The sequence below is a fragment of the Amycolatopsis sp. cmx-4-83 genome (genome assembly GCF_046548815.1).
GTDB lineage: Bacteria > Actinomycetota > Actinomycetes > Mycobacteriales > Pseudonocardiaceae > Amycolatopsis > Amycolatopsis pretoriensis_A.
In genome coordinates, this window is the sequence record NZ_JAEBEF010000006.1 from 535,407 (window position 1) to 552,892 (window position 17,486).

Sequence of the window (17,486 nt, forward strand, 5' to 3'; positions counted from 1 at the left end):
GGGTCAGACCTCCGCGATCGCGAGCTTCGCCGCCTCGCGGGCGGCGTCGTCCATGGTGGCCACCACGGTGACCAGGGGATGGGCGGCGTCGGCGAGGATCCGCCTGCCTTCGGTGACGTTGTTCCCGTCGAGCCGCACCACCAGCGGCTTGGTCGCGCGCGAACCCAGGACCTCCAGCGAGCGCACGATCCCGGTCGCGACGGCGTCGCACGCGGTGATCCCGCCGAAGACGTTGACGAACACGCTGCGGACCTGCGGGTCGCCGAGGATCACGGTCAGCCCGTTCACGATCACCTCGGCCGAGGCGCCGCCGCCGATGTCGAGGAAGTCGGCGGGGCCGCGCGCGCCCGCCTCCGCCGCGGCCGAGGCGACGACGTCCAATGTGGACATGACCAGGCCGGCGCCGTTGCCGATCACGCCGATGTCGCCGTCCAGCTTGACGTAGTTGAGGCCCTTCGCGTGCGCCTCCCGTTCGAGGGGATCGCCGTCCGCGGAGTCGTCGAACGAATCGGAGCGCCGGAAGTCCGCGTTGTCGTCGAGGGTGATCTTCCCGTCCAGCGCGACGATCCCGGCCGACGTCCTGGCGAGCGGGTTGACCTCGACCAGCGTGCAGTCCTCGGCGACGAACACCGCCCACAGCTTCTCCACGACCCCGGCCACTTCCGCCCGGACGTCGGCGGGGAACCCGGCCGTGACCTCGGCCGCGTCGACGCCGGTCAGCGGGTCGACCGGGACGCGCCGGAGTGCCGCGGGGTCGGTGGCGGCCACCTCTTCGATCTCCATCCCGCCGTGCACGGACGCCATCGCCAGGAACGTCCGCCCGGCGCGGTCGAGCAGGAAGGAGACGTAGTACTCCTCGGCGATCTCACCGGCTTCGGTGACGAGGACGCGGTGGACGGTGTGGCCCTTGATGTCCATCCCGAGGATGTCGTCGGCGGCCTGCTCGGCGTCGTCGGCTGTGTGCACCACGCGGACGCCGCCCGCCTTGCCGCGGCCGCCGGTCTTCACCTGGGCCTTGACGACGACGGAGCCGCCGATGGCCGCGGCCGCGGCCCGGGCTTCGGCCGGCTCGGCGACGACGCGGCCACGGGGGACGGGGACGCCGTGCTTCTCAAAGAGATCACGGGCTTCGTGTTCGAAGAGATCCATGCGGGGCTTCCTTTCCACGGCGGGGCAGGGCAAGGAGGTCCGCCGTGCCCGGGCGTGCGGTGACGGTCGGCGGGGGCGGGATCGAGGCCCGGGAAAAACCCTGCGGATAGCCCTGGACACGGGCTGCTTGAGAGGTGACTATATGCCTACCCCATACGGTATGCAATCTACAGTCTGCCGCGAAGAGGCCGCTGACCTCGAAGGACGCCGGCAGCGGCGCGAGCGGACCCGGAAACGGACCGCCGGACAAGAGAGATCCGGTGGCGGACCAGAGGAGTTGAGCGATGGCGCTGACCACGACCGGCACGACCGCGGGGGAGAGTGCCCGTGCGATGAACGGCGCCGAGCCCGCGCCGGCCACGGAGATATCTGGCGGGCACCTGGTGGCGAAAGCCCTGAAGGCCGAAGGGGTCGACACGATCTTCACGCTGTGCGGCGGCCACATCATCGACATCTACGACGGCTGCGTCGACGAAGGCATCGAGGTCATCGACGTCCGGCACGAGCAGGTCGCCGCGCACGCCGCGGACGGCTACGCGCGGATCACCGGCAAGCCCGGCTGCGCGGTCGTCACCGCCGGTCCGGGCACCACCGACGCCGTCACCGGGGTCGCGAACGCGCTGCGCGCGGAAAGCCCGATGTTGCTCATCGGCGGCCAGGGTGCGCTGACCCAGCACAAGATGGGGTCCCTGCAGGACCTCCCGCACGTGGACATGATGGCGCCGATCACCAAGTTCGCCGCGACCGTGCCGCACACCGCCCGCGTCGCCGACCTCGTCTCGATGGCCTTCCGCGAAGCCTACGCCGGTGCGCCGGGCCCGTCGTTCCTCGAGATCCCGCGCGACGTTCTCGACGCGCGGGTGCCGCTCGACCAGGCCCGGATCCCCGAAGCGGGCCGCTACCGCGCGTCGACGAAGAACGCCGGCGACCCCGCCGACGTCGAGAAGCTCGCGGACCTGCTGGTGCACGCCAAGAAGCCGGCCATCCTGCTCGGCAGCCAGGTCTGGACCACGCGGGCGACCGGCCCGGCGACCGGCCTCGTGCGCACGCTGAACATCCCGGCGTACATGAACGGCGCCGGCCGCGGCACGCTGCCCCCGGGCGACCCGCACCACTTCCAGTTGTCCCGCCGGTACGCCTTCGACAACGCCGACGTCATCATCATCGTCGGCACCCCGTTCGACTTCCGGATGGGCTACGGGAAGCGGCTTTCGAAGGACGCCACCGTCGTCCAGATCGACCTGGACTACCGCACGGTCGGCAAGAACCGCGACGTCGACCTCGGCATCGTCGGCGACGCCGGCCAGGTGCTGGCCGCGGTGGCCGAGGCCGCGTCCGGCCGCACCGACAACGGCGCCGTCGGCCGCAAGGCGTGGCTCGAAGAACTGCACGCCGTGGAAGACAAGGCGAAGCGGAAGCGGCTGCCGCTGCAGCACTCCGACGCGAGCCCGATCCACCCGTACCGGCTCGTCCACGAGATCAACGAGTTCCTCACCGAGGACTCGATCTACATCGGCGACGGCGGCGACATCGTCACCTTCTCCGGCCAGGTCGTCCAGCCGAAGTCGCCCGGGCACTGGATGGACCCCGGTCCACTCGGGACGCTCGGCGTCGGCATCCCCTTCGTCCTGGCCGCCAAGCACGCCCGCCCGGACAAGGAGGTGGTCGCCCTGTTCGGCGACGGCGCCTTCAGCCTCACCGGCTGGGACTTCGAAACGCTCGTGCGGTTCGACCTGCCGTTCGTCGGGATCGTCGGCAACAACTCGTCGATGAACCAGATCCGCTACGGCCAGGCCGCGAAGTACGGCGTGGGGCGCGAGCGCGTCGGCAACACCCTCGGCGACGTCCGCTACGACGAGTTCGCCCGGATGCTGGGCGGTCACGGCGAAGAGGTCCGCGACCCCGCCGACATCGGGCCGGCGCTGCTGCGGGCGCGGGAGTCCGGCAAGCCGTCGCTGATCAACGTCTGGGTCGATCCCGACGTGTACGCCCCCGGAACCATGAACCAGACCATGTACAAGTGAGCGGAGGCCAAGCATGGGTAAGGCACTGGAGGGCGTGCGCGTCCTCGACATGACGCACGTGCAGTCCGGTCCGTCGTCGACGCAGCTGCTCGCCTGGCTCGGCGCGGACGTGATCAAGCTCGAAACCCCCGGCCGCGGCGACATCACCCGCGGGCAGCTGCGCGACCTGCCCGGGGTGGACAGCCTCTACTTCACGATGCTGAACGCCAACAAGCGCAGCATCACGCTCAACATGAAAAGCGACGAGGGCAAGGAGATCTTCGAGAAGCTCGTGTCCGGGGTGGACGTCCTGGTCGAGAACTTCGGCCCCGGCGTCGTCGACCGGTTCGGCTACCCGTGGGCGAAGCTGTCCTCGCTCAACCCGCGGCTGGTCTACGCCTCCATCAAGGGGTTCGGGCCCGGCCGCTACGCCGACTTCAAGGCCTACGAGGTGATCGCGCAGGCCATGGGCGGCGCGATGAGCACCACCGGCTTCGAAGAGGGCCCGCCGACCGCGACCGGCGCGCAGATCGGCGACTCCGGCACCGGCATCCACCTGGTGGCCGCCATCCTCGCCGCGCTGTACCAGCGGACCTCCACCGGCCGCGGCCAGCGCGTCCAGGTCGCCATGCAGGACGCCGTGCTCAACCTGTGCCGGGTCAAGCTGCGCGACCAGCAGCGGCTCACCCACGGACCGCTCGGGGAGTACCCGAACGAGAACTTCGGCGACGAGGTCCCGCGCTCGGGCAACGCTTCCGGCGGCGGCCAGCCCGGCTGGGCGGTGAAGTGCGCGCCCGGCGGCCCGAACGACTACATCTACGTGATCGTCCAGCCGCCCGGCTGGGCCCCGCTCGCCCGGCTGATCGGCAAGGGCGAGCTGGCCGAGGACCCGGCGTGGGCCACCCCCGAGGTCCGGCTGTCCAAACTGGACAAGATGTTCGCGCTCGTCGAGGAGTGGACCGAGAAGCACAGCAAGTGGGAGGTGATGGAGAAGCTCAACGCCTGCAACATCCCGTGCGGCCCGATCCTGTCCACGAAGGAGCTGATCGAGGACGAGACACTGGCCGAGCTCGGCTCGGTCGTCGAGGTGCCGCACCCGGAACGCGGCGCCTTCAAGACCGTCGGCTGCCCGCTGAAGCTGTCCGACTCGCCGGTCGAGATCGAACGGTCGCCACTGCTCGGCGAGCACAACGTCGAGGTGCTGGCGGAGCTCGGCTACGGCGAAACGGAGCTCGAGAAGTTCCGCGCCGCGGGGGTGATCTGAGTGGCGGATCGCGCGGCGGTCGAAAAGATCCTCGCCCAGGTGGCGGCCGAAGGGCGGTCCGCGCTGACCGCGCCCGAGGGGCGTGCGGTCTGCGAGGCATACGGTATCCCGACCCCGGCCGAGCGGCTGGCGGCTACGGCCGCCGAAGCCGTCTCACAAGCCGAGGAGATCGGCCTGCCGGTGGTGCTCAAGATCGTCTCCCCGGACATCCTGCACAAGACCGAGGCCGGCGGGGTGCTCGTCGGCCTGCAGGACGCCGAAGCGGTGAAGGCGGGTTTCGGGAAGATCGTCGAGAACGCGAAGGCGTACAACGCCGGCGCGCGGATCGTCGGCGTCCAGGTGCAGCAGATGCTCACCGAGGGCCAGGAGGTGATCATCGGCTCGGTCACCGACCAGACGTTCGGGAAGGTCGTCGCGTTCGGCCTCGGTGGCGTGCTGGTGGAGGTGCTCAAGGACGTCACCTTCCGGCTCGCGCCGACGACGGCCGAGGAAGCGCTGTCGATGGTCGACGGTATCCAAGCGGCCGAGATCCTGCGGGGCGTGCGCGGTTCGGATCCTGTCGACCGTGCCGCCCTCGCCGCCGTGATCACCGGGCTCGGCGAGCTCGTCACCGACTTCCCCCAGCTGTCCGAAGTGGACCTCAACCCGGTGCTGGCCACCGCGCGCGGGGCGACCGCGGTCGACGTCCGCATCCTGGTCGACCCGGACGCGGCGAAGGAGCCGCAGCGGTTCACCCAGGAGGAGATCCTGGCGTCGATGACCCGGATCATGAAGCCGGCGTCGATCGCGGTGATCGGCGCGTCCGCCGAGGCCGGGAAGATCGGCAACTCGGTGATGAAGAACCTGGTCGGCGGCGGCTACGCGGGGGAGATCCACCCGATCAACCCGAAGGCCGCCGAGATCCTCGACCGCAAGGCCTACGCCAGCATCGCCGACGTACCCGGCGACGTCGACGTCGCGGTCTTCGCCATCCCGGCCAAGTTCGTGCCCGCGGCGCTGGAAGAAGCCGGCAAGAAAGGTGTCGGCGGCGCGATCCTCATCCCGTCCGGCTTCGGCGAGACCGGCAACATCGAGCTGCAGGACCAGGTCGTCGCGATCGCGCGCAAGCACGGCGTGCGCGTCCTCGGTCCCAACATCTACGGTTACTACTACACGCCGGAGAACCTGTCGGCGACGTTCTGCACCCCGTACGACGTCAAGGGCGGTGTGGCGCTGTCATCCCAGAGCGGCGGCATCGGGATGGCGATCCTCGGCTTCAGCCGCTCGGCGAAGATGGGCGTCTCCTCGATCGTCGGCGTGGGCAACAAGGCCGACATCGACGAGGACGACCTGCTCACGTTCTTCGAGCACGACGAGAACACCGAGCTCATCGCCATGCACCTGGAGGACCTCAAGGACGGGCGGGCGTTCGCGGAGACGGCGAAGCGGGTCTCGCGCCGCAAGCCGGTCGTGGTGCTCAAGGCCGGCCGGACGTCGGAAGGCGCCAAGGCGGCCAGTTCGCACACCGGCGCGCTGGCCGGCGACGACAAGGTCTACGACGACATCCTGCGCCAGAGCGGCGTGGTGCGGGCGCCCGGCCTCAACGACATGCTCGAGTACGCCCGCGGCATCCCGCTGCTGCCCACGCCGAAGGGCGAGAACGTCGTCATCATCACCGGGGCCGGCGGTTCGGGCGTGCTGCTGTCAGACGCCTGCGTCGACAACGGGCTGCAGCTGATGACGATCCCGCCGGACCTCGACACGGCGTTCCGCGAGTTCATCCCGCCGTTCGGCGCCGCGGGCAACCCGGTGGACATCACCGGCGGCGAACCGCCCTCGACCTACCGCGACACGATCGCGCTGGGCCTGGCGGACGACCGGATCCACGCGCTGATCCTCGGCTACTGGCACACCATCGTCACCCCGCCGATGGTGTTCGCCGAACTGGTGTCCGAAGTGGTCGGGGAGTACCGGGCGAAGGGCATCCACAAGCCCGTCGTCGCGTCGCTGTCGGGGGACGTCGAAGTCGAGGAGGCGAGCGATCACCTGTACGACCACGGCATCGTGGCGTATCCGTACACGACCGAGAAGCCGGTGGCGGTGCTCGGCGCGAAGTACCGCTGGGCACGGGCCGCGGGCCTGCTTTCGAACCTGAGTCGACGATGACGAAGGAGAACTTCCATGACTGCAGCCACTTACCGGGAGATAGTTGACGAGAACGGCAGAACCTACCGGGTAGGGGAGTCACCGCACGACATCATGGGGCGCTCCCGGAGCTTCATGGTCTGGCTGCCCTGGATCGCCATGATGGCGGTCAGCGTGTTCGAGTACGGCTGGGGGGCCGTCGAAGGCACCCTGGAGGAGAAGTACGGTTGGACGCTGTCGGACGCGTTCTGGCTGGCGAGCATCTGGGCGGTGTTCCAGGCCGGGGTGGCGTTCCCGGCCGGACGGCTCCGGGAGAAGAACATCGTCTCGGCGAAGACGGCCATGCTGGCCGGCGCGGTGTGCAGCGGCATCGGCTACTTCACCATCGCGCACAGCGGGAACCTGACGGTGGCGTTCATCGGCTACTCGGTGCTCGGCGGCACCGGCGCCGGGCTCGTGTACGCGACCTGCATCAACATGGTCGGCAAGTGGTACCCGGAGAAGCGCGGCGCGCGGACCGGGTTCGTCAACGGCGGCTTCGCCTACGGTTCGGTGCCGTTCATCTACCTGTTCAGCGCGTTCCTCGGGCACGAGAACGTCACCGGGGTGCTGGACGGGATCGGTCTCTACATGCTGATCGTCGTCGGCGTCTGCGGGTTCCTGTTCAAGGACCCGCCGAAGAGCTGGTGGCCGAAGGAGATCGACCCGCTCACCTGGGCGAAGAACAAGTCCGGGGTCAGGAGCCTCGCCAAGAACCCGCCCGCGGTCCGGCAGCTCACCCCGGTCGAGGCGATCCGGACCGGCATGCTCCCGCTGATGTGGGTGTGCCTGGTGATCATCGGCGGGGTCTCGCTGTTCGGCATCAACTTCCAGGTGCCCTTCGCCAAGGAAAGCCACTTCGGCGCGTTCGTCGCGGCTTCCTCGGCCGGCGTGCTGGCGATCGTGAACGGCACCGGCCGCGCGGTCGTCGGCTGGGCGTCGGACAGGATCGGGCGACGGCAGACGCTCACCGTGGTGCTGGTCATCGCGGCCGGCGCGCAGTTCGGCGTGCTGTACGCCGGGAACACGCACAACCTGTTCCTGTTCATGGTGTTCGCGTTCCTGACCGGGTTCGGCGGCGGGGCGTTCTACCCGCTGTTCGCGGCGCTCGTGCCGGACTACTTCGGCGAAAACAACAACGCGTCGAACTACGGCCTGGTCTACAGCGCGAAGCTCGTGGGCGGCGTCGGCGGCGGCGGGCTCGCCGCGGGCGTCATCAGCGCGTGGGGTTACACGGGAGCGTACGTCCTCGCCGGGTGCATCGCGCTCCTTTCGGCGGTGCTGACGCTCTTCCTGCGCCAGCCCGGCCGGCCGCGCCACCAGCTCGCCGAAACCGAGCTGGTGGCGCGGCCTTCAGCCGCCGCCGGCGGCTGAGCACCGGTTCGCTCCCCGGTCCCGCGGCCATCAGGACCGGGGAGCCTCCGGGCGTTCGTGGTAGGCCTGGCGCGTCCGTTCGGTGTGCTTGGCCATGATCTGCTCCGCGGCTTCGGTGTCCCCGTCGGAGATCGCGTGGATCAGCTCGTCGTGCTCGTTCCACGCGTCGCGGCCGCGGGGCCGGGCGATCGGCGTGTAGTACCAGCGGACCCGGCGGTCGACCAGGCCGATCAGTTCCGCCAGCACGGCGTTCCCCGACAGCTGCGTGATGAACGCGTGGAGGGCGGCGTTGGCCGCGACCAGGCCTTCGGTGTCGTCGGCGTGCAGGGCCTGGACGCCGACCTGCTGCAGGTCCCACAGGCGCCGGACGTCCTGCGGGGTGGCGTTGCCGGCGGCGAGCTTCGCGGAGTGCGTCTCCAGCACGCTGCGGACGCTCAGCAGCTGGTCGGCCTCCTCGTCGGTCGGCAGGTGCACGAACGCACCCTGCGCCGGGCGGAGGTCGACCCAGCCCTCGCTCTGCAACCGCTGCAGGGCTTCGCGGACGGGCTGCCTGCTGACGCCCAGGTACTCCGCCAGGTCGGCTTCGACCAGGTGCTGCCCGGGTTCGAGGGTGCGGTTGATGATCAGCTCGGCGAGGGCTTCGTAGACGACCTGCCGCAGCGGCGCGGGCCGTTCGACGCGCTTGGCGGCGGTCGAGCTGAGCGAACCCTTGGCCGTGCGGCGGCCGGACGGGCCGCGCTCTGGAAGCGGGGATGCGGGCTGGCTCACGGGACACCTCGAAGGGGAGAGGAAAGCGATCTTCTGCGATCAGGATACAGGTTTTGGTATGCAAAATCCCAGACTCTCACCCGCTCGGGAGTTTTCCCCGCGAGGAGTGCACCCCTGGTCAGCGCCGTGGATCCAGGATACTGTATGCAATCACGTGCTCGACCGAAGCGGGAGGCACATCATGAAGGTGGCTGTTCTCGGGGCCGGGGCGATCGGTGCCTACGTCGGGGCCGCGCTGCACCGCGGCGGGACCGAGGTGCACCTGATCGCCCGGCGGGCCCACCTCGCGGCGATGCGCGAGCACGGCGTCCGCGTGCTCAGCCCGCGCGGCGACTTCACCGCGCACCCCCACGTCACGGACGATCCGGCCGAAGTCGGCGGGGTCGACTTCGTCTTCCTGGGCCTCAAGGCCAACTCCTACGCCTCGTGCGGGCCGCTGCTCGCACCGCTGCTCGGTCCCGAGACGGCGATCGTGGCCGCGCAGAACGGCATCCCGTGGTGGTACTTCCACGGCCTCACCGGTCACCCGCTCGAAGGACGGCGGGTCGAGGCCGTCGACCCCGGTGGCTCGGTGACCGAGGTGCTCGAGCTGCGTCGCGCCATCGGCTGCGTCGTCTACTGCTCGACGGTCATCGAGGAGCCGGGCGTGATCCGGCACCTCGAAGGCACCCGGTTCTCCCTCGGCGAGCCGGACGGCGAGATCTCCGCGCGCTGCAAGGTGCTCAGCGCGGCGATGATCGCCGGCGGGCTCAAGGCGCCGGTCGAACCCGACCTGCGCACCGACATCTGGGTCAAGCTGATGGGCAACGTCGCCTTCAACCCGCTGTCCGCACTGACCCGGGCGACCATGGCGCAGATGTGCGAGCACGACGACACGCGCGCGCTCGTCGCCACGATGATGACCGAAACCCTCGCCATCGCCCGCGCCGCGGGCAGCGACCCGCAGGTCTCGGTCGAGAAGCGCATCGACGGCGCCTGGCGCGTCGGCCACCACAAGACGTCGATGCTGCAGGACCTCGAAGCCGGCAAGCCGCTCGAGACCGACGCGATCATCGGCGCCGTCGTCGAGCTGGCGGCGCTGACCGGCGTCCCCGCGCCGGCGCTGCGCCACGTCCACGCCGCCATCGGCCTGCTCGGCCACACCAGCACGACGCCCGTCCCCGTCGGGTCGCACTGAACCGGAGGTACCCCGTGAAGCGCAAGAACACCGAGCCGTACGTCCGGCTCACCCGGCCACTCGTGCGGGACTCCGGCGTCCTGCGGCCGGCGACCTGGGAGGAGGCCCTCGACCGGGCCGCCGCCGGGATCCGCCGGACCCTCGAAGCCAAGGGGCCCGAGGCGTTCGGGATGTTCTCGTGCGCCCGCGCGACCAACGAGATGAACTTCGTCGCGCAGAAGTTCACCCGCGCGGTGATCGGCACGAACAACGTCGACTCGTGCAACCGCACGTGCCACGCGCCGAGCGTGGCCGGCCTGGCGCGGGTGTTCGACAGCGGCGGCGGGACGTCGTCGTACCAGGAGATCGAGGACGCCGACGTCATCGTGATCTGGGGCGGCAACCCGCGCGAGGCGCACCCGATCTTCTTCCAACACGTGCTCAAGGCCGTCCACAAGGGAGCGAAGCTCTTCGTCGTCGACCCGCGCCGGACGAGCACCGCGAGCTGGGCGCACCGGCAGCTGCAGCCGGAGGTCGGCACCGACATCCCGCTCGCGCACGCGATCGCGCGGGAGATCATCCACTCCGGACTGGCGAATCGTGCGTTCATCGAGCGGGCCACCGAAGGGTTCGAAGAATTCGCCGCGTCGGTCGAGCCGTGGACCCTGGAGGTCGCCGAGAAGACCACCGGCGTGCCGGCCGAGCTGATCGAGGAGCTCGCCCACACCTACGCCCGGGCCGATCGCGGCCAGCTGTCGTGGACGCTCGGGATCACCGAGCACCACAACGGCACCGACAACGTCCTGTCGCTGATCAACCTGTCCCTGCTGGCCGGTCAGGTGGGCCGCTACGGGGCCGGGCTGAACCCGTTGCGCGGGCAGAACAACGTCCAGGGCGGCGGCGACATGGGTGCCATCCCGGACCGGCTGCCCGGCTTCCAGGACGTCCTCGACGCCGGCGTCCGCGCGAAGTTCGACGCGGCCTGGGGCTCGGCCGTCCCGCCGCACCAGGGCCTCAACCTCACGCAGATGCTCGACGCGATGGAACGCGGCGACCTGACCTGCGTGTACATCATCGGCGAGAACCCGGTCCAGTCCGAAGCGGACTGCGAGCACACGATCAAGCGGCTGGCCAACGTCGACCACCTCGTGGTGCAGGACATCTTCCTCACCAAGACCGCGCAGCTGGCCGACGTCGTGCTGCCGGCGTCGGCGGCCTGGTGCGAAAGCGACGGCACGTTCACCAACTCCGAACGGCGGGTCCAACGCGTCCGCAAGGCCCTCGAACCGCCGGAAGGCGCGCGCGACGACATCGAGCTGCTGTCGGAGCTGGCCCGCCGGCTCGGCCACGACTGGCACTACACCGGCGGCGAAAAGATTTGGGACGAGCTGCGCTCGCTCTCGCCGATGCACGCCGGGATGTCGTACGCACGCCTCGAAGAACTCGGCGGGATCCAGTGGCCGTGCTTCTCCGAGGACACCCTGGAACCGACGTTCCTGCACGGGCGGCTGTGGGCCGAGGACCCGGCCGAGCGCGGGCGGCCGGCGCCGTTCACGGTGCTCGAGCACAGCCCGCCGGTCGACCTGCTGTCCGAGGAGTTCCCGATCCGGCTCACCACCGGGCGGCGGCTGGACTCCTACAACACCGGCGTCCAGTCGGGCGGGTTCCCGTCGCCGCTGCGGCAGGGCGAGACCCTCGACCTGTGCCCGGAGGACGCGCGATCACTGGGGGTCGAACCCGACGAGCTGGTCCGGATCTCCTCGCGGCGCGGGGAAATCATCGCGCCCGTCCGGCTCGACAAGGGCCTGAAGCCGGGGCTGGCGTTCATGACCTTCCACTTCCCGGACGAGGTCGACGTCAACGTCATCACCATCGAGGCGACCTGCCCGATCGCCGGGACCGCGGAGTACAAGGCCGCGGCCATCCGCGTCGACAAGCTCACGGTGGAGGTCTGAAGTGGACCTCAAGCTCCTGGACGCCGTGGCGTCGCGTGAAGAGGAGGAGGCGGTCGCCGGGTTCGCGGGCGGCGGCCGCGACCAGCTGCTGCCCGCGCTGCACGCAGTCAACGACCGGGTCGGCTGGCTCAGCCAGGGCGCGCTGAACCTGATCTGCGAGACGCTGCACGTGCCGCCCGCCGACGCGTACGGCGTGGCCAGCTTCTACTCGCTGTTCGCGCTCGAAGAACGCCCGGAGCGGGTCGTGCACGTGTGCACCGACCTGGCGTGCCGGGTCAAGGGCGCGGAGACGGTGTGCGACGTCCTCACCGAGCACGTCGGCGCCGCGGGGAAGGCGCGCGGCGGGGTCACGTGGCTGCGCAGCCCGTGTCTCGGCGTGTGCGAACGGGCCCCCGCGGCGCTGACGTTCCAGGCCGGCGACCCGGCCACCACCGAGCTGGTCGCCCCGGCCACTGGGGCGTCGGCCGTGCTGGCCGCCCAGCGCGAACCGTCCGCTTCGGACGGTTCGCCGCCGCTGATCCACCAGAAGGACGGCCTCCGGCTGCTGCGCCGCGTCGGCGTCGTCGATCCGTCCAGTTTGGACGGCTACCGCGCGACCGGTGGCTACGCGGCACTGCGGAACGCCCTGCGGATGGGGGAGGCCGCGGTGCTGCGCGAGGTCACCGACGCCGGCCTGCTCGGCCGCGGCGGGGCGGCGTTCCCGACCGGGCGCAAGTGGGCCGCCACGGCCGCGCAGCCCGCCGGGCCGCACTACCTGGTGTGCAACGCCGACGAGAGCGAACCCGGCACGTTCAAGGACCGGGTGCTGCTCGAAGGCGACCCGTTCGCGCTGGTGGAGGCGATGACGATCGCCGCGTTCGCGATCGGCGCCCAGTGGGGCTACGTGTACCTGCGCGGCGAATACCCGCGAGCGCTGCGGTTGCTGCGCAACGCAGTGGCGGTCTGCCGGGAACGCGGCTTCCTCGGCACGGACATCATGGGGCACCCCGGGTTCTCGTTCGACATCGAGATCCGCCGCGGCGCCGGCGCGTACATCTGCGGCGAAGAGACGGCGATCTTCAACTCCATCGAGGGCTTCCGCGGCGAGCCCCGCACGAAGCCGCCGTTCCCCGTCGAGAAGGGGCTCTTCGGCAAGCCGACGGTCGTCAACAACGTCGAGACCCTAGTGAACGTGCCGCTGATCCTCACCGGGGGCGCGGCCGCCTACCGGGCGATCGGCACCGAGGCCTCGGCGGGGCCGAAGCTGTTCTGCCTGTCCGGCAACGTCGAACGCCCCGGCGTCTACGAAGTGCCGTTCGGCACGACCCTGCGGGAGCTGCTCGCCCTGGCCGGGGGCGTGCCCGAAGGCCGGTCGCTGCGCGCGATCCTGCTCGGCGGCGCGGCGGGCGGGTTCGTCCGGCCCGACGAGCTGGACCTGCCGCTGACCATGGAGGACGCGCGGGCGGCGAAGACGACGCTCGGCTCGGGCGTCGTCCTGGTCCTCGACGACCTGGCCGACCTCGGTGGCTTCCTGCTGCGGATCGCGGAGTTCTTCCGCGACGAGTCGTGCGGGCAGTGCGTCCCGTGCCGGATCGGGACGGTCCGGCAGGAGGAGGCGATCCACCGCTACCTGGCGGCGGGCTCGGACGAACGGGCGCTGTTGCGCGAGATGGGCGGGGTGATGCGGGACTCGTCGATCTGCGGTCTGGGCCAGACCGCGTGGAACGCCATCGAATCCGCGATCGACCGGCTGGGGGCACTGGGATGACCATCGTGGACATCGGGATCCCGCGACGGCTCGTCGAGTTCACTGTGGACGGCCGGACCGTCCGCGTTCCCGAGGGCTCGACGATCCTCGACGCGTGCACGGCGACGGGCACGGACATCCCGACGCTGTGCTACGGCGACACCCTCGAACCGGCGAACGCCTGCCGCGTCTGCATGGTGGAGGTCGAGGGCTCGCGGACGCTGGTGCCGTCGTGCTCCCGCAAGGCCGAACCGGGCATGGTCGTGCACACCGGCTCCGAGCGGACGCGCACCAGCCGCAAGGTCGTCCTCGAACTGCTGGCCTCCGCGACCGACCTCTCGACCACGCCCGGCGTCGCGGAGTGGCTGGCGGAAACGGGTGCGGACCCGGACCGCTTCGGCCCGGACGCGGCGACGGTCGCCCAGCCGGCCATTGTGGACAACGAGCTGTACGTGCGGGACTACGGGAAGTGCATCCTCTGCTACAAGTGCGTCGACGCGTGCGGCGAGCAGTGGCAGAACTCGTTCGCGATCACCGTGGCGGGCCGGGGTTTCGACGCGCGGATCTCGACGGAGTTCTCGAACCCGCTCCCCGAGAGCGCGTGCGTCTACTGCGGCAACTGCGTGGAGGTGTGCCCGACCGGGGCGCTCAGCTTCAAACGCGAGTACGACAAGCGCGAGGACGGCACCTGGGACGAGTCCCGCCAGACGGCGACGACGACGGTCTGCACGTTCTGCGGCGTCGGCTGCAACCTGACACTGCACGTCCAGGACAACGAGATCGTGAAGGTGACTTCACCGCACGAGAGCTCGGTGACGCACGGCAACCTCTGCATCAAGGGCCGGTTCGGCTGGCAGCACGTCCAGAACCGTTAGGACCACGCCGAAGTAACGCGGTCGAGGTTGAGGAGCACGGTGGGGTGCCGCTCGACGGCCTTGCGGCGGCGCAACGCCCGGAGGAGGGAACGTTCGTTCCGGCGGTCCACGGTCTGCACGGCCTGGATCCGCACGTGGGGGTCCTCGTCCTCCAGCGCCGACTCCAGCAGCGCTGTCGCGTCCCCGCCGGCATCGACGAGGTGCCAGGCGGCGGACGCGCGGGTGCCCGGATCGGGCCGGGCGAGCAGGGGTGCCAGGTCCGTGACGAGGAGTTCGCCGGAAGCGGTCAACGCCCGCATCGTCTGCCAGGCCACGCCGGGGTCGGGGTCGGCGAGGAGCGCCCGGGCCCGGGCGGCGAGATCCGGGGTGCCCAGCGCGGCGAGGACGTGGATCGCTTCGGCCCGTACGGCGGGGTCGGAGTCGGTCAGCGCGGCGCGGGCGGCGGGGGCCACCGCCGCCTTCGCCGCCCGGGCGGCCGCCAGTGCCGCCACGCGCACCCGGGCATCCGGATCGGCGGACGCGGCGGCGAACGCCACGGCCGCCTCCTGGCCGGTCGAGGGCAAGCAGGCCACCGAATACGCGGCCTTGGCTCGCCGTCGCGGATCCGGATCTTCGGTGAGGACGGTGAGCAGGGCGGCTTCGCCACCGGGGAGCTTGTGGCCGAACGCCGACACGGAGCACCCGGCCAGCAACTCGTCGAGCCAGCGGTGGTACCACACGAGGAAGCTCTCGTCCTCCAGGACGTACGGGGCGGGCACACCGTTGAGGTCGAGGTTGACCAGCCGCCCGCGGCCCGGGCCGGACACGACGAGGTGCGTGTACCCGGTGCAGCCGTGGTGGACGACCGCGAGCGTGCCCTGGACCGGGTCGGGCCGGTCGTCCGGCCCCCAGAATGCGTCCCACCACTCGTTCTCGTACCACTGGCCCGGCCGGAACGGGCTCGGTGCGCGGAGGTGGCCGGGGAACGAGCCGGACACCTCCGCGTAGGCGTCGGCGAGCCGGAGCAGCCCGTAACCCGGGCCCGCACCACCGTCGCCGACCTCGAGCAGGAACGCGCGGTAGCTCTCGGGCAAGCGGATGCCGTGCGCCGCCTCGAACGCCGCGACCTCGTGCTCGGGCAGGACCGCGTTCAGCCGGTAGCGGTGGTGGCCGGCGCCGAACGAATCGCGCAGCCGCGGGTCGGCGGCCGCCCGCTCGAGTTTCTCGACGACCGCGGCACGCGTTCCGGTCATGGTCTTTCCCCCTGTGGTTCGGCGCCAGCGTAGCGAGCGGTCGCCGACGCGAGCGTTGACCTCGGGCCTGTCCGGCAGCTATTCTCGATATGCGAAAGAAAAATTCCGGATAGCGAAATTTGAGGTAGCGATGCCCGAGCACTCCCTGCCGTACGTCGTCAACCTGTCGCTGCTGTTCAAGGAGGTCCCCCTCCTCGAGCGCGCGGCGGCCGCGCGGGCGGCGGGCTTCAGCGACGTCGAGTACTGGTGGCCGTTCGAGTCCGCCGTGCCCGGGCGGGACGAGGTGGACGCCTTCGTGCGGAGCCTCGACGGTGTCCGGCTGCGCGGGCTGAACTTCTACGCCGGGGACATGGCCGCGGGGGAGCGGGGCCTGGTGTCCTGGATCGGGCGCGAAGCCGAGTTCGCCGACAGCCTCGTCGTCGCGCTGGACATCGCCGAGCGCACCGGGTGCCGCAGCTTCAACGCGCTCTACGGCAACCGGCTCGACGGCGAAGACCCCGTCAAGCAGGACGACCTGGCGCTGGTGCACCTCGCCACCGCCGCGGAAGCCGCCGCGAAGATCGGTGCGCAGCTGGTCCTCGAACCGCTCTCCGGTGCGGACCGCTACCCGCTCAAGACCGCCGCGGACGCCGTGGCCGTGCTCGACGACCTCGGGCGCGACAACGTGCGGCTGCTGGCCGACCTGTACCACCTGGCAGTCAACGGCGACGACCTGGACGCGCTGCCGACGACGCACATCGCCCGGATCGGGCACGTGCAGATCGCCGACGCGCCCGGGCGCCACCAGCCCGGCACCGGCTCGCTGGACATCGAGGGACACCTCGCGAAGCTGCAGGACGCCGGCTACGACGGGTTCGTCGGGATCGAGTACGTCCCGGAGCCCGACACCCTCGCGTCACTGGACTGGCTGCCGATCACCCGAAGGGGACGAGCATGAAACTGGGATTCATCGGACTGGGCGTGATGGGCGCCCCGATGGCCGCGCACCTGGTCGCGGCCGGGCACGACGTCGCCGGCTACGACGTCCACGCGGCGGCGGGGGAGAAGCTCGCGGCCGCCGGCGGGCGCGCCGCGACCAGTGTCGCCGACGCGGTGGCCGGCGCGGACGTCGTGATCACGATGCTGCCGAACCACCCGCAGGTCGAGGAGGTCGTGCTGACCGCCGGTGGCGTCCTCGACGCCGCCGAGCCCGGCGCGCTGCTGATCGACATGAGCACCATCAGGCCCGAGACGTCGATCGCGGTCGCCGAAGCGGCGCGGGACAAGAAGATCCGCGTCCTCGACGCTCCCGTGTCGGGTGGCCAGGCGGGCGCCGAGCAGGCGTCGCTGTCCATCATGGTCGGTGGCTCCGAGGAGGACTTCGAGGCCGCCAAGCCGGTGCTCGACGCCGTCGGCAAGACCGTCGTGCACGTCGGCCCGCACGGCGCCGGCCAGGTCGTCAAGGCCGCGAACCAGCTCGTCGTCGGCGGGATCTACGGGCTCGTCGCCGAAGCGATCGTGCTGCTCGAAGCGTCCGGTGTGGACGCCGCCACCGGCCTCGACGTGCTCGCCGGGGGACTGGCGGGCAGCCGGATCCTCGAGCTCAAGCGCAAGTCCATGGTGGACCGCCAGTTCGCGCCGGGGTTCCGAATCGACCTGCACCACAAGGACATGGGGATCGCGCTGGCCGCCGCCCGGCAGGCCGACGTCGCGCTCCCGCTCACCGGGCTGGTCGCCCAGCTCGTCGCCGCCGGCCGCGCCATGGGGTACGGCTCCCTGGACCACTCGGCCTTGCTGAAGGTCGCCGAACAGTTGTCGGGCCGCGTCCCGGCGGAGGTGTGA

The 17,486-nt window shown here is 70.8% G+C and carries 13 protein-coding genes; 10 read left to right on the forward strand and 3 right to left on the reverse strand.

What is annotated here, in order from left to right:
• Positions 1–3: 3 nt before the first annotated feature.
• Positions 4–1,149 (reverse strand): ADP-forming succinate--CoA ligase subunit beta, encoded by a 1,146-nt coding sequence (sucC, locus tag ACLJQM_RS21225; protein ID WP_410632494.1) that lies wholly within the window; start codon positions 1,147–1,149, stop codon positions 4–6.
• A 284-nt stretch (positions 1,150–1,433) separates the two neighbouring features.
• Here sucC and ACLJQM_RS21230 point away from each other — a divergent pair, with 284 nt between their 5' ends.
• Genes ACLJQM_RS21230 through ACLJQM_RS21245 form a run of 4 tightly spaced genes read left to right on the forward strand, consistent with a single transcriptional unit; the run spans position 1,434 to position 7,953 of the window.
• Positions 1,434–3,173: a thiamine pyrophosphate-binding protein gene (locus ACLJQM_RS21230; protein ID WP_410632495.1), complete on the forward strand. Its 1,740-nt coding sequence runs from the start codon at positions 1,434–1,436 to the stop codon at positions 3,171–3,173.
• Between the two features lie 13 nt (positions 3,174–3,186).
• Complete coding sequence (gene frc, locus ACLJQM_RS21235; protein WP_410632496.1) at positions 3,187–4,416, forward strand: formyl-CoA transferase; 1,230 nt, start codon at positions 3,187–3,189, stop codon at positions 4,414–4,416.
• Entirely contained in the window at positions 4,417–6,561 is a 2,145-nt protein-coding gene (locus ACLJQM_RS21240; protein WP_410632497.1) for an acetate--CoA ligase family protein, read from the forward strand.
• 15 nt (positions 6,562–6,576) lie between these two features.
• On the forward strand, positions 6,577–7,953 hold the full coding sequence (locus tag ACLJQM_RS21245; RefSeq protein WP_410632498.1) for an OFA family MFS transporter: 1,377 nt from the start codon (positions 6,577–6,579) through the stop codon (positions 7,951–7,953).
• Between the two features lie 30 nt (positions 7,954–7,983).
• On the opposite strand, the gene ACLJQM_RS21250 is transcribed toward ACLJQM_RS21245, so the two are convergent.
• The gene (locus ACLJQM_RS21250) at positions 7,984–8,721 is read right to left on the reverse strand and encodes a GntR family transcriptional regulator (protein WP_281506294.1); all 738 of its coding nucleotides are present in this window, start codon (positions 8,719–8,721) and stop codon (positions 7,984–7,986) included.
• Between the two features lie 181 nt (positions 8,722–8,902).
• On the opposite strand from ACLJQM_RS21250, the gene ACLJQM_RS21255 reads away from it, so the two are divergent.
• From ACLJQM_RS21255 to ACLJQM_RS21270, 4 genes are read left to right on the forward strand one after another with little or no spacing between them, the layout of a single operon-like run.
• Positions 8,903–9,898, forward strand: a complete 996-nt coding sequence (locus tag ACLJQM_RS21255; RefSeq protein WP_360768756.1) for a 2-dehydropantoate 2-reductase — start codon at positions 8,903–8,905, stop codon at positions 9,896–9,898.
• A gap of 14 nt (positions 9,899–9,912) precedes the next feature.
• Complete coding sequence (locus ACLJQM_RS21260) at positions 9,913–11,832, forward strand: molybdopterin oxidoreductase family protein (RefSeq protein WP_410632499.1); 1,920 nt, start codon at positions 9,913–9,915, stop codon at positions 11,830–11,832.
• Position 11,833: 1 nt separating this feature from the next.
• Complete coding sequence (locus tag ACLJQM_RS21265; RefSeq protein WP_410632500.1) at positions 11,834–13,579, forward strand: NAD(P)H-dependent oxidoreductase subunit E; 1,746 nt, start codon at positions 11,834–11,836, stop codon at positions 13,577–13,579.
• Positions 13,576–14,433: a 2Fe-2S iron-sulfur cluster-binding protein gene (locus tag ACLJQM_RS21270; protein ID WP_360768748.1), complete on the forward strand. Its 858-nt coding sequence runs from the start codon at positions 13,576–13,578 to the stop codon at positions 14,431–14,433. The genes ACLJQM_RS21265 and ACLJQM_RS21270 overlap by 4 nt, the downstream gene beginning before the upstream one ends.
• Here the strand turns inward: ACLJQM_RS21270 and ACLJQM_RS21275 are convergent.
• Positions 14,430–15,665: a HEAT repeat domain-containing protein gene (locus ACLJQM_RS21275; protein WP_410632501.1), complete on the reverse strand. Its 1,236-nt coding sequence runs from the start codon at positions 15,663–15,665 to the stop codon at positions 14,430–14,432. The genes ACLJQM_RS21270 and ACLJQM_RS21275 overlap by 4 nt on opposite strands.
• A 130-nt stretch (positions 15,666–15,795) precedes the next feature.
• Here ACLJQM_RS21275 and ACLJQM_RS21280 point away from each other — a divergent pair, with 130 nt between their 5' ends.
• Together ACLJQM_RS21280 and ACLJQM_RS21285 are read left to right on the forward strand one after the other, a co-directional pair.
• Positions 15,796–16,602 (forward strand): hydroxypyruvate isomerase family protein, encoded by an 807-nt coding sequence (locus ACLJQM_RS21280; RefSeq protein ID WP_247023447.1) that lies wholly within the window; start codon positions 15,796–15,798, stop codon positions 16,600–16,602.
• Positions 16,599–17,486 (forward strand): 2-hydroxy-3-oxopropionate reductase, encoded by an 888-nt coding sequence (locus ACLJQM_RS21285; RefSeq protein WP_410632502.1) that lies wholly within the window; start codon positions 16,599–16,601, stop codon positions 17,484–17,486. The genes ACLJQM_RS21280 and ACLJQM_RS21285 overlap by 4 nt, the downstream gene beginning before the upstream one ends.

Coding starts and splice junctions, on each gene's coding strand:
- sucC (WP_410632494.1), bottom strand. CDS start 1,149: ATGGATCTCTTCGAACACGAAGCCCGTGATCTCTTTGAGAAGCACGGC.
- ACLJQM_RS21230 (WP_410632495.1), top strand. CDS start 1,434: ATGGCGCTGACCACGACCGGCACGACCGCGGGGGAGAGTGCCCGTGCG.
- frc (WP_410632496.1), top strand. CDS start 3,187: ATGGGTAAGGCACTGGAGGGCGTGCGCGTCCTCGACATGACGCACGTG.
- ACLJQM_RS21245 (WP_410632498.1), top strand. CDS start 6,577: ATGACTGCAGCCACTTACCGGGAGATAGTTGACGAGAACGGCAGAACC.
- ACLJQM_RS21255 (WP_360768756.1), top strand. CDS start 8,903: ATGAAGGTGGCTGTTCTCGGGGCCGGGGCGATCGGTGCCTACGTCGGG.
- ACLJQM_RS21270 (WP_360768748.1), top strand. CDS start 13,576: ATGACCATCGTGGACATCGGGATCCCGCGACGGCTCGTCGAGTTCACT.
- ACLJQM_RS21275 (WP_410632501.1), bottom strand. CDS start 15,665: ATGACCGGAACGCGTGCCGCGGTCGTCGAGAAACTCGAGCGGGCGGCC.
- ACLJQM_RS21280 (WP_247023447.1), top strand. CDS start 15,796: ATGCCCGAGCACTCCCTGCCGTACGTCGTCAACCTGTCGCTGCTGTTC.
- ACLJQM_RS21285 (WP_410632502.1), top strand. CDS start 16,599: ATGAAACTGGGATTCATCGGACTGGGCGTGATGGGCGCCCCGATGGCC.